The 15,063-nt window shown below is 38.0% G+C and carries 14 protein-coding genes; 2 read left to right on the top strand and 12 right to left on the bottom strand.

Annotated elements, in window-relative coordinates; translation table 11 throughout:
• The first annotated feature begins 63 nt into the window (after positions 1–63).
• A complete protein-coding gene (locus tag DV942_RS06275; protein ID WP_145856159.1) occupies positions 64–1,986 on the top strand; it encodes a redoxin domain-containing protein in 1,923 nt (640 codons plus the stop codon).
• A gap of 48 nt (positions 1,987–2,034) precedes the next feature.
• On the opposite strand, the gene DV942_RS06270 is transcribed toward DV942_RS06275, so the two are convergent.
• Together DV942_RS06270 and DV942_RS06265 are read right to left on the bottom strand one after the other, a co-directional pair.
• Positions 2,035–2,511: a nucleoside deaminase gene (locus DV942_RS06270; protein ID WP_090982887.1), complete on the bottom strand. Its 477-nt coding sequence runs from the start codon at positions 2,509–2,511 to the stop codon at positions 2,035–2,037.
• Between the two features lie 102 nt (positions 2,512–2,613).
• Positions 2,614–3,213: an OmpH family outer membrane protein gene (locus DV942_RS06265; RefSeq protein ID WP_090982809.1), complete on the bottom strand. Its 600-nt coding sequence runs from the start codon at positions 3,211–3,213 to the stop codon at positions 2,614–2,616.
• A gap of 642 nt (positions 3,214–3,855) precedes the next feature.
• On the opposite strand from DV942_RS06265, the gene gyrB reads away from it, so the two are divergent.
• On the top strand, positions 3,856–5,814 hold the full coding sequence (gene gyrB / locus DV942_RS06260) for a DNA topoisomerase (ATP-hydrolyzing) subunit B (protein WP_145856157.1): 1,959 nt from the start codon (positions 3,856–3,858) through the stop codon (positions 5,812–5,814).
• A 335-nt stretch (positions 5,815–6,149) separates the two neighbouring features.
• On the opposite strand, the gene DV942_RS06255 is transcribed toward gyrB, so the two are convergent.
• The 10 genes from DV942_RS06255 to DV942_RS06210 all read right to left on the bottom strand — a co-directional run bounded on the left by DV942_RS06255 (position 6,150) and on the right by DV942_RS06210 (position 15,023).
• Positions 6,150–7,076: a bestrophin family protein gene (locus tag DV942_RS06255; protein WP_145856155.1), complete on the bottom strand. Its 927-nt coding sequence runs from the start codon at positions 7,074–7,076 to the stop codon at positions 6,150–6,152.
• A gap of 24 nt (positions 7,077–7,100) precedes the next feature.
• Complete coding sequence (locus DV942_RS06250) at positions 7,101–7,598, bottom strand: hypothetical protein (RefSeq protein ID WP_145856153.1); 498 nt, start codon at positions 7,596–7,598, stop codon at positions 7,101–7,103.
• Between the two features lie 248 nt (positions 7,599–7,846).
• Entirely contained in the window at positions 7,847–9,199 is a 1,353-nt protein-coding gene (locus DV942_RS06245; RefSeq protein WP_145856151.1) for a sensor histidine kinase, read from the bottom strand.
• Positions 9,200–9,877, bottom strand: coding sequence for a response regulator transcription factor (locus DV942_RS06240; RefSeq protein WP_090982821.1), 678 nt, complete (start codon positions 9,875–9,877; stop codon positions 9,200–9,202).
• A 496-nt stretch (positions 9,878–10,373) separates the two neighbouring features.
• On the bottom strand, positions 10,374–10,907 hold the full coding sequence (locus DV942_RS06235; protein WP_145856149.1) for an SRPBCC family protein: 534 nt from the start codon (positions 10,905–10,907) through the stop codon (positions 10,374–10,376).
• Positions 10,908–10,971: 64 nt separating this feature from the next.
• Positions 10,972–11,367 carry a group III truncated hemoglobin gene (locus DV942_RS06230; protein ID WP_090982827.1) on the bottom strand — a complete coding sequence of 132 codons (396 nt, stop codon included), beginning with the start codon at positions 11,365–11,367 and terminating at the stop codon, positions 10,972–10,974.
• Positions 11,351–11,791 carry a hypothetical protein gene (locus tag DV942_RS06225; RefSeq protein WP_145856147.1) on the bottom strand — a complete coding sequence of 147 codons (441 nt, stop codon included), beginning with the start codon at positions 11,789–11,791 and terminating at the stop codon, positions 11,351–11,353. The genes DV942_RS06230 and DV942_RS06225 overlap by 17 nt, the downstream gene beginning before the upstream one ends.
• A 65-nt stretch (positions 11,792–11,856) precedes the next feature.
• Complete coding sequence (locus tag DV942_RS06220; protein ID WP_145856145.1) at positions 11,857–12,282, bottom strand: aspartyl protease family protein; 426 nt, start codon at positions 12,280–12,282, stop codon at positions 11,857–11,859.
• 59 nt (positions 12,283–12,341) lie between these two features.
• Positions 12,342–14,147, bottom strand: a complete 1,806-nt coding sequence (locus DV942_RS06215; protein WP_145856143.1) for a S41 family peptidase — start codon at positions 14,145–14,147, stop codon at positions 12,342–12,344.
• A gap of 69 nt (positions 14,148–14,216) precedes the next feature.
• Positions 14,217–15,023, bottom strand: coding sequence for an AraC family transcriptional regulator (locus DV942_RS06210; protein WP_222431168.1), 807 nt, complete (start codon positions 15,021–15,023; stop codon positions 14,217–14,219).
• Positions 15,024–15,063 lie beyond the last annotated feature (40 nt).

The raw sequence follows: 15,063 nt of genomic DNA, 5'->3' as shown, positions 1-15,063 counted from the left end.
CTAGGAATAATGGTGATTAAACTATATATTTAGTTTACCTAATTAAAACCTAATCCTTTCATTATGAAAACCTTAAAATTGTTCTGTTTACTGGTGTTGGCTGCGGGAGCGGTTAATGCTCAAGGGGTGAAATTTTCTGCTGTTCAACCAGCTGCAGGGAGTATCGTTAAATTTACCTACGATCCAAAAGGAACTAACCTGGAAAACCTGGCCGATGTAAAATGTACCGGTTATACTTTTTTTAGTACAACTAATCCAAAAAGTAAGAAAGTTGAACTGGTAAAAGAAGGGACGGTTTACAAAGGGGAGATTTCAACTCCGGATAGCGTTACTGTGGTTGGGCTTTCCTTTTCTGTTGGCGACCAGAAAGATGAAGCACCGGCCGGTTACGTCATTGAATTTACCAAGGGTGGAAAAGTACCTGCTGAGGCGTATCTTAACGAAGCCTTTTTATATGGATTAGCCGGAAATTATTATCTGGGACTTACCATTGATCCTGAAAAGGCAGTATCATTATACAATCAGGCACTTGCGCTAAAGCCAGGGTTGAAAAAGAAAAACCTGCAGCAATACCTTTCGCTCGAGTATAAAGCAGATAAAGATAAGGGAACAAAGCTCATCAACGAGAACATTTCGGCATTGTCTAAACTAAAAGAACCTAAAGAAGAAGATTTAAGCACTGTTATCGGACTGTATTCGCTGCTGAAGAAAAAAACACAGGCCGATTCAGTTAAAGGGATTTTGCTCAAGAAATATCCAACCGGGAATTATGCCTGGAATGATGGAATGAATGCACTTTACGGTACAAAAGATTTTGCTGTGCAAATAAAGAAAGCGGAAGAACTGATCGCAGGATTTAAACTCGATCAAAACAAAAAGGCTGATGTGGGCAAACTAAATGCTGTTTATGGCATGATGGCAAATAGCGCGGTAAAAGCCAAAGATCTGGATAAGTTTCAATATTATGCGGGTAAAGTAACTGATAAAATGACAAGGGCAAGTCTCTATAATAATTTTGCCTGGCCAGCTGCCGAAAAAAAGGAAAATATAGATTTAGCCTTAAAGCTTTCCAGGCAATCGCTCGATCTTTTAGAAGCATCAAGAAGTGATGAGCTGCCAAAATATTACAATACTAAAGAAGATTATCTCAAATATTTAGATGGTGCTTATGGCATGTATGCCGATACCTATGCATTATTGCTTTATCATCAGGGCAAATTTAAGGAAGCATTGGCTGCACAGGAAAAAGCTTTACCGATGTATGCTAGTGTTCCGCCAGATGTTTCTGAGCGTTATGTTACCTACCTGATTAAAGATGGGCAGAACAATAAAGCCTATACAGAGGCAGAAAAACTCATCAGAGATGGTAAAGCAACCGATTCGTTAAAAGCTGATTTTAAAAGGCTTTACGCCACTTTAAAGAAAGAAGATACTTACGAAACGTATATCGCCAGTCTGGAAAAAGAAGCTTTAGAAAAAGAAAGAGCGGAGTGGACCAAAAAAATGATCAATATCCCTGCACCCGCATTTTCACTGATGAATTTAAAAGGTGAAAAGGTTAGCCTGGCCAGCTTAAAAGGTAAAATAGTGATTTTGGATTACTGGGCAACCTGGTGTGGCCCCTGTGTAGCTTCTTTTCCCGGTATGCAAAAAGCCATGGCGAAATATTCAGCCAACCCCAATGTGGCATTCCTGTTTGTAAACACCTGGCAAAATGAGGATAACAGGGAGAAAGTGGTTACCGATTTTATTGCTGAAAAGAAATACAATTTTAATGTGCTTTACGATACCAAAAACGCTAAAGATCCCTCAAAATTCGATGTTGTAAGTGCTTATAAGGTGGATGGAATCCCTACTAAATTTGTGATAGACGGCGATGGTAACATCAGGTTTAAAGCCGTGGGTTTCTCAGGAACGGATGATGGTGTAGTGAAAGAGATAGATGTTATGGTGGGGTTGTTGGCTTCTAAAGAATCGGGTAAATAAACTTCAGTTTACAATCAAAGGTGCTGAGTGATCGGCACCTTTCGTAGTTTAATAATTAATCCGCATCTGCGATGTTTCCCATAGCTTAAATGCCGACAACGCTTCATCACGCATCAACTGGATTACAGGCAGGCTTCTGTTTTCCATTGGTTTGTCAAGTTCATCATAAATGAATTTGTCGCTAAAACCAATATGCTCAGCATCTGATTTGGTATTTGCGTAATATATGGTATCAATTTTTGCCCAGTAAATAGCCCCCAAACACATCGGACAAGGCTCGCAGCTGGTGTAGATTACACATCCACTTAAATCGAAAGTATTTAATTCGGTACAGGCCAGTCTGATGGCCGAAACCTCTGCATGTGCCGTCGGATCGTTGGTTAAAGTAACCTTGTTAGCTGATTTAGCAATGAGTTGTCCATCTTTTACCACTACCGCGCCAAATGGTCCGCCAATGCACTCGCTTACATTTTGTACCGATAGGTCGATGGCCATCTGCATGTATTCCTGATGTTGTTTTTCCATATTTATTTTATTTGGGTAAATGGTTTCGGTGCTGATTTTCAATGTAACACAAAAAAAATGCCCCGATTTTGTCGGGGCATCCAGTTTTCAATGTCTTTTGGTTTATTTTTTACTGTATTCTGCATTTAAGCCTTTAATTACTTCTGAAGTCACATCTAAACTTTCATCGGCAAATAAGATGGCACTGTTACCTTTTGAGTAAGTTAAAACCATTTTATAACCTTTTTCTTTAGCATAACCTTTCAGATAATCAGCTACTTTATCGTAAAGTTTTTCATTTTCGGCAGCCTGCTCATTCTGTAAAGCGCCACCAGCGTTTTGTTGGTAAGTTTGAAGCTCTTGTTGTTTACGTGCCAAACGTTCTTCAGTACTTTTGCGTTGATCGGCTGATAATGTTTGTGCCGATTGCTGGTATTGTGCTACCTCTCTCTGAAAAGCCTGACCTTTTGCCTGGATATCTGCCTGAGCACTTTTGCTTTTCCCTTCAAATTTTACTTTAAGATCTTTGAAGTATTCATATTTTGTAAGTAACGAGTCGGAGTTTACAAACACAATTTTCTCAGTTGCAGAAACCGGTGCAGTAGTACCCTCTGTTTTTTTAGGTTCAGTAGTTTTAGTGTCTTTGTTCTGACATGCAGAGAAAGCAGTTATCAAAGTTGCAGTTGCAAGTAAACCAAAGGTTTTAAAGGTTCTTCTTTCCATTCTTGTTTAATAAATTTTAGCAAACTTATATAAATTAGTTTTGATATGCAATTTAAAGAAAAGCCTATTGTCATCGAAAGGTGTTTTACGTTTGGCGCGGAGCATCAAGCGTTAATTTTACGCGTTGCTAAGCACCTTGCCGGCCGCTCAAACCAGATAGCGATGATTTGAAAAGCAATACCTTTTTTTCAAACGGTTGTTTGCCCTGCTGTCCGCTTTATTGCATGCCCGCTTCCATCAGGTTTAGGTGGCGCAGCATATGCTGCTATTGGGGTTGTATGTTGCGTGGCAAATTGGCAATAGCAAATAATCCTAAGGAAAGAAAACACCAATTGAATATTTACGAATCGCCCCTAACGGGACGTTCTTTCTCAAAATGAAGCTTCTGATATTGGGGATGATGCCCGAAAGAAAAATAAATGTTCTTTAGCGGCTGTAAGCCCAAACGGAATGGGGTAAAACCGGGGTCAGTAGAAGTAGAGAGACAAGCTTGCTGGTAATACAGGATTTACATTTCAAATCCTTGTTAACTCAATGGAAGAGGCTTTTGCATCAATCTCTTAACAGCCCAAAAATTATCCACATATTAGTTTAAGTGGCAAAATTTCCGTATTTTTGATACTTATTGTTTTTAATTAAAATATGAGCGAAGAACAGGATTTAAAGTCAAATTATTCGGCAGATAATATACAGGTTTTAGAAGGTTTGGAAGCGGTGCGTAAGCGCCCTTCGATGTATATAGGTGATACTGGTGTAAAGGGTTTGCACCACTTGGTTTATGAGGTTGTAGATAACTCTATTGATGAGGCTTTAGCCGGTCATGCAGATACCATTGACGTTCGCATTTTAGAAGGCAACTCCATCAGGGTTGAAGATAATGGACGTGGTATTCCGACAGGAATTAATAAAAAAGAAAATAAATCGGCGCTTGAAATCGTAATGACGGTTTTGCACGCAGGTGGTAAATTTGATAAAGATACCTACAAAGTATCCGGAGGTTTGCATGGTGTAGGGGTAAGTTGTGTTAATGCCTTGTCTACAGATTTAAAAGCAGAAGTACACCGCGAAGGTAAAATCTGGATGCAAGAGTATAAAATTGGTGTTCCGCAGTATGATGTTAAAGAAGTTGGAAATACAGACAAACGTGGTACGATTGTAACATTTACTCCTGATCCTACCATTTTTACCCAAACTACCGAATACAAATATGATACTTTGGCTGGCCGTTTGCGCGAGTTATCTTTTCTAAATAAAGGTATTAAATTAACGTTAACTGATGAACGTGAGCAACTGGAGGATGGTACTTTCTTTTCAGAAACTTTCCATTCTGAAGGTGGTTTAAAAGAGTTTGTAGCTTTTTTGGATGATACCCGTACCTCTATTCTGGCCGAGCCTATTTATATCGAAGGAATTAAAAATGGTGTTCCTGTTGAGCTGGCATTCCAGTATAATGACAGTTATGCAGAGAATGTTCACTCTTACGTAAATAACATTAATACCCACGAAGGCGGTACGCATATTGCCGGTTTCCGTAGGGGATTAACCCGTACTTTAAAAACCTATGCTGATAAGGAAGGTTTATTAAAGAACGTAAAAATGGAAATCACCGGTGATGACTTTAGGGAAGGTTTAACCGCAGTAGTTTCGGTAAAAGTACAGGAGCCACAATTTGAAGGACAGACCAAAACCAAACTCGGAAACAGTGAGGTGATGGGATCGGTTGATGTTGCGGTAGGAGAGGCTTTAGGTAATTATCTGGAAGAGAACCCTAAAGAAGCCAAAATGATTATCAACAAGGTAATCTTGGCGGCTACTGCACGTGCTGCAGCCCGTAAAGCACGAGAAATGGTGCAACGTAAAAGCGTAATGGGCGGTTCGGGCTTGCCTGGTAAATTAGCCGATTGCTCGGATAGCGATCCCGAAAGATGTGAAATTTTCCTGGTTGAGGGAGATTCTGCGGGTGGTACTGCTAAACAAGGTCGTGATCGTAATATTCAAGCGATTTTACCTTTAAAAGGTAAGATTCTGAATGTGGAGAAAGCAATGGAGCATAAGATCTATGAAAACGACGAAATCAAAAATATGTTTACCGCTATTGGGGTAAGTATTGGTACACCAGAGGATAATAAAGCTTTAAATTTAACCAAACTCCGTTACCATAAAATTGTAATCATGACGGATGCTGATATCGACGGGTCGCACATTACCACGTTGATTTTAACATTCTTCTATCGTTATATGCGTGCCCTGATTGAGGCAGGATATGTTTACATTGCATCTCCACCACTTTATCAGGTTAAAAAAGGTAAAGATTTTGAATATTGCTGGAATGATGCACAACGTGATGCCGCTGTACAGCGTTTAAAAGGTGCAGGTAAAGAAGATAGCGTGCACATACAACGTTATAAAGGTTTGGGTGAAATGAACGCTGAGCAACTTTGGGATACCACCCTAAATCCTGCTACACGTACCTTAATGCAGGCCACCATCGAAAGTGCAGCGGAATGCGATCATACTTTCTCGATGTTAATGGGCGATGAAGTTGCACCACGCAGGGATTTTATTGAGCGTAATGCGAAATATGCAAAAATTGATGCTTAATCCTTAGATTCCTTCAGGGGACTTTAATATACAAACCCTCTTCAAGCGAAAACTTGGGAGGGTTTTTTTCTTAGCGGGGTTATCGGTGGCGTCAGTTGTTTTCAACATAGTAGTGTAAAAGGATATTAGCTAAAACTGCAGCAAATTTTCTTATCAATTAAGTGTGTATCAGATAATGCCTGATTACAGCGCAAAAAAACAAAGCCATTCAAAAAAAATGAATGGCTTTTGTATTATACAACTATCGCAAATGGCCATACTTTATCCAAAGAAAAACCATTGCGCTTAACTAACCATCTCAGCAAAGAGATTTATTTTAGGCTTCCTGGGGTGATTTACAAAATGTAATATGATCCCACCTGGGCCAATTCGGTTTGAGGTTTATCCTCATAAATTTTATTGTCATCTAACATCTGGCAAAGATCTCGTTCAATGGTTCTACAGATGGTCGTAGTTGGTGTATCTGTCGGTTTATTCTCAAAAGGATCCTGAAGATGAACAGCCATTTTTTCAACCAGTAAAAAGAAGGCAGCAATGGCCACTACTAATGGAACTTCCATGTAACCAAAGTATTCCAGCAATCCGAAAGGTAACAAGACTATGAATAAATGGATAGACATGTTGATATACTTGCTATAAGTAACCGGGAAAACGGTGTTTTTAATTCTTTCGGATCCGCCCATATGGTTACATAAACCGGTTATGGTTTTGTCTATTTCTATCTGTTGATATTTATTGATCCAGCCTTCCTGCAGTGCTCTTTTTAAAGCCATGGCATGCAACTCTAAAATGCTGGCCGTTACATTTTTGCGTTTCTTGATGAATTCAAATTCTTCAACCGAAAGGTATTCTTCTAAACCTTTTCGAGGATTAAAACCTCTCAATGCCTGACTTAAGGCATAACACCAGGCAATTTGCCGTTTTACAAAGCTTGCCTTGAACTCCTCAATTTCGTCTATTCCATAGGGATTTTCAACGAATGACAAGATCTGGCGCGACACGGTTCTCGAATCATTAACTATTGCGCCCCAAAGAATCCTTGCTTCCCACCACCTGTCATAAGCCTGGTTAGAACGAAATGCCAATAAAAGCGAAATGATTGTTCCTAGTAAAGCAGGTACTGCAACAGGAATGGAAATACGGGTAACATGAAGGTTCTCATATAATATCACAATACCTATAGAGTAACCGATAACAAACAGAAGCTCTTTTTTGATCTTTCCAAATATATAAGTGAGCGGAATATTATTTCGTAATAGCATAATATAAAGTTTAATGGTTGGTAACTAAGAATTTGCTTCCTGCAGCTGCGTTTCGTGTATTTTTGTATCGATTAAATTTTCGTTGGCATGAACGGTTAAAGTATTTAGTAAAATTACTTCACAGCCTGCCCGTTCTGTTAATATTTTAGGGTCGATGCTATATTTATTGATTGGCGTAAAATTGTATCCCTTTAAGTAGGCAATGCATTCTACATCAAAAGCTTCGATGAAATTTTTAAAAGCCGCTACTGTACTTCCGTAGAAATATTCAATCCCAATGGTATTGATCTGAGTAGGATATTTTCCCTTGGCCTGATTGATTTGCTGATAAAATTCGTCGCTGACGTTTTCATAATCGCGGCTGCGGCGACTCAACATTAACATATCAGTTATGGAATCAGACAATTTAAAGGCATGTACGAAAATGATGTTTAATATTTCGTTTTGTTGATGTTGAACAAGTGCATCAATAATTTTTATACTTTCTACTTTGAAGTCGGTTGGAATTAATACTGTTTTCATCTCTTTATCTTGTTTAAATGAATTGAAATATTATTTATACAAGTTTAACCGCATATTATTATAGCGAAATAAGAGCGAGATTAAAACGAGATTAGAATGCACTCCTTTTTAGAATAGTTAATTAGTGCGTTAGCCATGCTCATCTATGCAGAAGTCTAAAGCATAGTTTAAAGTAATTGACGAATTGTTATGTAGTTGATAATTATTAAGGCCGATTTACAATTAACCAGTTTAAACGAGGTAAACAATCAACCTGACACAGGTAACAATACTTTGATTTCCGTACCAACGCCTTCCTGCGATTTGATGGCAATACTCCCCCTGTGTAAACGGATAATATTTAACGAAAGTGGCAACCCAACTCCATAACCTTTAAAATCATTGGTGTTTGAAGCCCGGTAGAAAGGTTCAAATATATGCTGGATATCGGTTTGTGGGATGCCAATACCCCGATCGGTTATCGAGATCGAAAGCATATTGACGTTACTTTCTATACTAATGCTTACCAATTTTTCATTAGAATATTTGCAGGCATTATTTACAATATTACTGATGGCCAGTTTCATCAGGTTTTTATTTACCCGCAACGAAAGCAATTCATCATCATCGGGAAGTTTACTAAAATCGATTTCTATTTTACTGTTCGGATGAACCTGGTTTACCGAATCTTTAATTTCCCATAACAATTCATCCATTCGTACTTCTTCCCAGGGCTGGTTTTTTCCATTGAAACCCGATTGTGCCAGGCCTAATAAACTGGTTAAAATATGCTCCAGCCGTTCTGCTTCATTCTTGATTTTTGATAATGCTTTTTCCTGTTTGTCCGCATCCTTAATGTTTTTCATAGCCAGCTCAACCTCTCCGCTAATGATGGTTAAAGGTGTTCTCAGCTCATGTGAGGCATTGCTGATAAAATTATTTTGCGTCTCGAAAGCCGTTTCCAAACGGTTGAGCATATTATTAAAGGTTTGCGCCAGTTGCGACATTTCATCATTACCTTTTTTAACATCCAGCCTTAGGTGCAAATTTTCGGCCTTTATTCTTTTTACACTTTTAATGATATTTCGCAGGGGCATCAACATGTAATTGGAAAATTTCCAGCCTACCACAAATGATAATATGACCGAAAGAAAAAAGCCAATAATTAAAATTCTTTGCAGGTCTTTTAACTCGCGGAAACCGACAGGATCATTTGCAGAAACAATGACAATATATCCTCCATTCGGATTTTTAAAATATTTGCCGGCATAAAAGTGGTTTTCCGTGCGATAGCGGGCTACGTAACCTGCATTTATCCGGTTATAAAAACTTGCTGGCAATTCGCGATCCAGTTTATTGGTTGGTTTTCCTGCTTGAATGATGTATTCCTTTTCAGAAGGCAACCGCTCCAGGTATCTGTTGCGCATTTTAGCATAAACCTTATTGTTGTCGTCTTTGTAAAGTTTAATCTGGGCAGCAATATTAACCCTTGCTTCCAGGCGTTTGTAAAAATCTTCAAAGGCAAATTCGTTAGAAAAATACCAAACAAAACCACTTAATAAGGAAATAATAACTGCCGATAAAATGGCAAAAAGTAAAGTGATTTTCTTGGCGATCTCCATCTATTTTTCTTTCAATATATAACCTAAACCTACCGCAGTATGGATCAGCTTTTGATCAGCATTCTTATCTATTTTTTTACGAAGGTAGTTAACATAAACATCAACTACATTGGTGCCCAGGTTAAAATCGATATCCCACACGTTTTCCAGAATATCTATCCGGGATAAAATTTTGGATTTGTTTTTAGCCATATACTCCAGTAGCCGATACTCTGTTGCCGTAAGAATGATTTCCTGTTGGTTTCGCTTTACGGTTTTTGCGCTTAAATTTAGCTGCAGGTCGCCTACAGCAATAATCTGATCTTGCGAAACCACACCATGGTATCGCCTCAGCAGCATTCTGATCCTTGCAAAAAGTTCAGCAAATTTAAATGGTTTGATCAAATAATCATCTGCGCCATTATCCAGTCCGTTTACCACATTTTCGGTAGTACCTAAGGCTGTAAGCATGATAATGGGCGTATTGGGTTTTTGCTCTTTAATGATCTTGCAGAGTTCCAGGCCATTTATTCCAGGTAGCATAATATCAAGGATAATCAGATCAAACTGATTATCCAAAGCCATCTGTTTCCCGATTAAACCATCAGGAGAAATACTTACGGTGAATCCCTCGTCTGTTAAGCCCCTCGAAATTACAGATACAACACTTGGTTCATCTTCTACAAGTAATAAATTCATTTGATGGAAAAGTAATCTAAAAAACAGGAAATTACAAAATATTAATTGATGGTTAGACCACTTTTGATACTTTTTTAACCCAAAGCAGGGATAATTGTTTGGTTGGTGTTTCAAAGAATAAAAAAAGGCTCTCTTCGAGAGCCTGGAAATATTACTTGCTTTTTTAACCAAAAAGATCATGAAGTTAAGGCACAGAGAATGCAAAGTTTCCAGGGCGCACGTCCTAGACTGGAGCAAAGCGGAATGAAGAGATCTTTGAAGCACAATAGGGGCTTCGACTTCGTTACCGTTGACAGATTTAAACAAGAAAGGGTCGTCATTGCGAAGCACGAAGCAATCTTAATACGCCCGCTGGTGGCTATCGTTGTAAGATTGCTTCGTCGGCTGAAAAAGCCTTCCCGCAATTACGGACGCTAGCAGCTCACCATTTGGCAAAAAAAACTGCCATTTTATATTGATTTTAAACAATAAATTATCTCTCAGAATGACAATGCAATTAAATCTCCTTCTCTGATTTCTCTTTGAGGGATTTCAATCCATCTTCAAAATCTTTACCGATCATTTTATCCATAAATAAGCAAAACCATTTGTTGATGATGCCTTTGCTATCTCCACTCATGGTCCAGGTTACTTTATTTCCATTTTCAGCTTTTTCGATGTCAAAGCGGGTGTTTGCTATGCTTTCCATGGGTTTGATGAATTTTAATTCCATATCGACCATTTTATTTGCCTCTGCTTTATTGATCAGCATTTGTCCGGTACCACTTTTTTCACCATTCCATTGGTACAGGTGACCCGGCTGAGCAGCTGTACCGGTAATGGTAATCTTCGCTTTTGGATCCATTTTAGACCATGCATTCCATTTGTAAAATTCATGATAATCGGCAATGTTTTTATAAATAATACTGTCTGGAGCAAGAATGGTTATAGTCCGATTAACGGAATAGCTTTTTGGAAGAAAGAAACTACCTCCAATAATGATTACTGCCAGTACGGCGATAATGCCTAAAAAGATTTTGAGAAATTTCATAACATAAATTTAGTTTGGTTAACTAAATTTATAAAGAAAGTAGTTGAAATCAAAGCGGATTGAACTAAACAATCTTGATCTTCGATAAGGGGGCATTGATTTTAAAGTGCATTAAATCAGCAATGGATTGGGCTTTTTGTTTAATCAGTTCTGCATTAGGTCCCGTAAACAAATCGTCTACGTTTTGGAAAAAGAGATTTTTCCATATCTCAAATTGTTCCTGCTGCAATGGCGTTTGTTTATTCAGTGCAAAATGGCTTAGCATCGGATTTCCCTTATAAATGGCTTTACCGAAAAGTATACTTTCCCAAAAATCGTACATTTTCGGTAGGTGGTGTGTCCAATCCACCCTGGCAACATCGGTAAATATCGGGCCTATATGCGGATTTATCGCAACATTTTCGTAAAAAGTATCCACTAAAACGATAATATCTGCTCTATTATCAATATCCTTTTTCATGGTTTAATGATTTTAAATTTAAGAAACCCATTGTAATCAATATCAGGAATTTAATGGCTTCGGCAATGATATATAAGATATGATGGTAACTTCTTACCGGGGCATGACCAGCCAAAACCAGTTTTGCCCTTTCATCAAGTAATGGCAATAACCAAAAGGTATCGATCATCAACAGGATGGTAACCGAAAAAAGTAAAATACTGCTGATGTTTTTTAACGGTGCCGGCAAGGAGCAGGCTAAAATCACCATAAGTAATATAACCTCTATTTTATTGAGTGCCTGAAAAACCAACTGCCCGATACCTAAACCAAGCGGGATGGTAATTCCTGGCGCCTGAAATTTTAGCGGGGCTTCCAAAAAGCTAATTCCACTAATTAATCCGGCCCAAAAAATAATACAAAAGATTGCGATTAACTTCTTCATTAAGGTCAAATATCACTTAAAATGGCTTTGTTAAAAATGATCGGTGTCATAAAGAAAAATTATCTTTATCTATAAAGCCTCAGCATCATTTTCTGGTAATTAATCACAGCCTTATACTGCATTAAGATATCTCCGCCAATAATCCCCATAATAGGCGGGTGACCAAACTGCTGGTAAGTTTCGCTTACCGACTGCAGATCAAAAGCCACTGTTTCATAATTATAGATCTTTAAGGTGCCGATTTTTAATTGAGGAAGAGTAGCCTGTATGGTAGTGGTGGTGGTAAAAAGTGTAGCAGCATTAATTTCATCAGAAACCTGAAGTGTTTCTGATATATGTTTTTCGATCAATGATTTATCGAAAACACTCCGTGAAGCGCCGGTATCTAAAACGGCGAGGTGTTTTTCCTTAAAAACAATAACTTCCACTAAAAGGTGGAAGCCATCGTCTTGTAAGTTTATTATTTTTATTGGAATGGAAATGGCTTTCATAACAAATGTTTAGAAGCCTAAATTAGGCTAATTAACCTAAAAACCATGTCAGGTAAGGGTTATTTGTTTTTGATCAGGTCTTTTACAAATTCCATTTCTGTATCATATCCGCTTAAGTACTCTTCAATTGTTGGCTGCACTTCGTTATCGGGCATTACACCGCGACCAAATGGAATATTGTTTTGTTTTTCTTTAACAACAAATTTAATGAGTGGGATCCGGCCGGTTAATTTGGAATTAGGTAAGGTATAATTGATGAAAAAACCACTGGTATTGCCATAATAACCTCCGCCTGTTTCTTCACCTATAAAACTTGCGTGGGTATAATTTTTTGCTAAAGCAGCAAATTCTGATCCTCCGGAAAAAGATAAACCGCTGATGAGTATATACAAATCGCCTTTGAAACGGTTGGTTTGGGGTGTATCACTTTTGTATTTCCCGGGAAGATCCAGGTAACGCCCGTCGTTGCTGCGATAAAATTCAGCTTTTAACTCCTTTTCAAAATCATCCTGCGATTCTTTATTCCGGTAATCGGTATAATCTAAAAAAGAATAGGTAAAGGACGGAATTTCAGCATATTGGTATTTTGGATATTCTTTGTCGACCAGATACGACATTAAGTGGTCTTCCATGGCCTGTGCACCGCCTTCATTTTTCCTGATGTCAATAATTAAATGCTTTATTTTATGATGAGCAATGTCTTGAAAACCCCTGGCCAAGAATTCTTTAAAACCCTTTCTGCCACCTGTATAATCGTTGGTTGAAAATGTATTTACTGTTAGTGTAGCCGTGCTGAGCAGTGTGTCGATCTTTAATGCAGCGGGTTCTTTATAGCGGTAATTAGGGATAGATTGGATTTCTTTAGAAACAAATTTTCCGTATTGTTTAAAACTTAATGCTGGTACTCCATTATAATGAACCTTATCGTTGGTTTTTGGGTTAATCAGTTCGATATCGAAAACATTCGGTTGCTGTTCAAAAAAACGCAGGTAATATTTAGAGAACGCTGTTTCTATCCAACGGTATTTGCTTGTGGTATTATAGCCGTCTGCCGGCTCTATTTTTAGAAATTGCGTCATGATGCTATCGATACTATTTCCATTGATTTTCGAAAGTAACATTCCCTTGGTTTTGTAATGATCAAGATCGTTCAGGACATAAACCTTTTTATCCAGGATTTTTACCAGAAATGGAAAGTACTTGCCATGTTGCCTGATGTAATTACCCGTTTCTTCGGACGTCTGGATTGCACAATGGCCCTCTTTGGTGTAGGTAACCACCGGCGCAACGATCTGATAAAAATCCAAAGCACTCATTCGATCTTTTATCTTACTTTTTTGTGCCTTGCATAGGCTGTCGAACTGCTTATAGGTATTATACCACAGGCCAATATTTGTTTCAATGAAAGCATTTTTAAGGATGTCGAAATCCTGTTCGAGGGCTTTTGAACTCAGTTTTTTTAATTTCTTTGGCGGGCTTTGTATGATGACTGAATAGTTACCCTCTTTCGCATTGCTGCTTTCGGACAGTGGTTTAACCGTAAGGATAAAATAACCGCTACTATCAGGCGAATAAATGATTTTTTCGCTGCCGAACCGGCCATTGGGAGAATCTATATCCTGTATGGTTTTCCCGTTATGGTCTTTTAATCCTACTGTAACATCTATTCCTTTTTGTTCAACAGTGATTGAGTAGTAAAGATCTTTTATTAACCGGAAACTAAATGAAGTTTCTTCGCCCTGCTTGATGTTTAAATCGGCTGTAGTTTTGTCTATTTTAATCGGAATGGGGTTATGGCCCACTTGTGCACGCACCGAGAAACCGAAAAATAAAATAATAAGGATGGTAAAGCTATCTTTTTTCATTTTTTGTGAGATATGATAGCAAAAATAAGGCTTACATGCCGGGATCTGTTGTACGATATTGCAATTGGGTTAAGCCCTTTTATATTCAGAAGGTGTTACACCGGTAAATCTTTTGAAATGCCTTGATAGGTGTGCCACATCATAAAAACCTGTTTTAATGGCAACCTCCATCAAATCTGTTTCTTTAGTGAGCAGCTTTTTGCAATTTTCTATCCGCTGTAAAAGGATATAATTATTTGGCGTTAAACCAGTCTCGTGTTTAAATAGACGCAGAAATTTGTATTTATCTAATCCGAAGCGTTTTGCAGTATCTGTTAATGAAAATTTTTCTGAAAGGTTTTCGCTGATAAAATCCTGAAACAACACCGTTTTCTGATCACTAAAATACATACTGGAGGCATAACGGGAAACCAGTTGTTCTAAAACAGATAGTAACGCTTTTTCTAGATTAAGCGCCGGATGGTTAAAGTGTTCTGACAAATAATGTAAGCGGTTAACCAGATTATGATCATAAATGATTTTATCCTCAAAAAAAACATCATGGCCTTTGTTTAAGGTTTTAAGCACGTCTGGAGCAACGTAAAACGTAAAAAAAGAATTGCCTAGCTTATTATCGCAGGGGGTTGCATGTACTTCGTTTGGGTTGGTGATTGAAATTGTACCGATCGGTGCCTGTAAAAATTTATCGTTGAGTTTAGTATAAAAAGTCTGATTTAAAATCAGCGTAATATTAAAATTATTGTGCGTGTGAAAGGGGAAATCAATGGTGTGTTTTTTAGCATTTAACAACTCCAGACCATCTAAAATCGGGATTTTATGGTAGGTACTGATGTTATGCGTCTCAGCTACTATTTTATCTATACCTTTGATATTCAATGGTTAAAGATTCTTTTGATATTTTGAAAAATAATCTTTA

The organism is Pedobacter suwonensis (assembly GCF_007833675.1).
In the GTDB taxonomy this organism is placed as follows: domain Bacteria; phylum Bacteroidota; class Bacteroidia; order Sphingobacteriales; family Sphingobacteriaceae; genus Pedobacter; species Pedobacter suwonensis.
This window is presented reverse-complemented; position numbering and strand designations above follow the sequence as displayed.

What these genes read in the sequence shown, in the direction of transcription:
- DV942_RS06275 (WP_145856159.1), top strand. Translation starts at nt 64, where the DNA reads ATGAAAACCTTAAAATTGTTCTGTTTACTGGTGTTGGCTGCGGGAGCG.
- DV942_RS06270 (WP_090982887.1), bottom strand. Translation starts at nt 2,511, where the DNA reads ATGGAAAAACAACATCAGGAATACATGCAGATGGCCATCGACCTATCG.
- DV942_RS06265 (WP_090982809.1), bottom strand. Translation starts at nt 3,213, where the DNA reads ATGGAAAGAAGAACCTTTAAAACCTTTGGTTTACTTGCAACTGCAACT.
- gyrB (WP_145856157.1), top strand. Translation starts at nt 3,856, where the DNA reads ATGAGCGAAGAACAGGATTTAAAGTCAAATTATTCGGCAGATAATATA.
- DV942_RS06255 (WP_145856155.1), bottom strand. Translation starts at nt 7,076, where the DNA reads ATGCTATTACGAAATAATATTCCGCTCACTTATATATTTGGAAAGATC.
- DV942_RS06250 (WP_145856153.1), bottom strand. Translation starts at nt 7,598, where the DNA reads ATGAAAACAGTATTAATTCCAACCGACTTCAAAGTAGAAAGTATAAAA.
- DV942_RS06245 (WP_145856151.1), bottom strand. Translation starts at nt 9,199, where the DNA reads ATGGAGATCGCCAAGAAAATCACTTTACTTTTTGCCATTTTATCGGCA.
- DV942_RS06240 (WP_090982821.1), bottom strand. Translation starts at nt 9,877, where the DNA reads ATGAATTTATTACTTGTAGAAGATGAACCAAGTGTTGTATCTGTAATT.
- DV942_RS06235 (WP_145856149.1), bottom strand. Translation starts at nt 10,907, where the DNA reads ATGAAATTTCTCAAAATCTTTTTAGGCATTATCGCCGTACTGGCAGTA.
- DV942_RS06230 (WP_090982827.1), bottom strand. Translation starts at nt 11,367, where the DNA reads ATGAAAAAGGATATTGATAATAGAGCAGATATTATCGTTTTAGTGGAT.
- DV942_RS06225 (WP_145856147.1), bottom strand. Translation starts at nt 11,791, where the DNA reads ATGAAGAAGTTAATCGCAATCTTTTGTATTATTTTTTGGGCCGGATTA.
- DV942_RS06220 (WP_145856145.1), bottom strand. Translation starts at nt 12,282, where the DNA reads ATGAAAGCCATTTCCATTCCAATAAAAATAATAAACTTACAAGACGAT.
- DV942_RS06215 (WP_145856143.1), bottom strand. Translation starts at nt 14,147, where the DNA reads ATGAAAAAAGATAGCTTTACCATCCTTATTATTTTATTTTTCGGTTTC.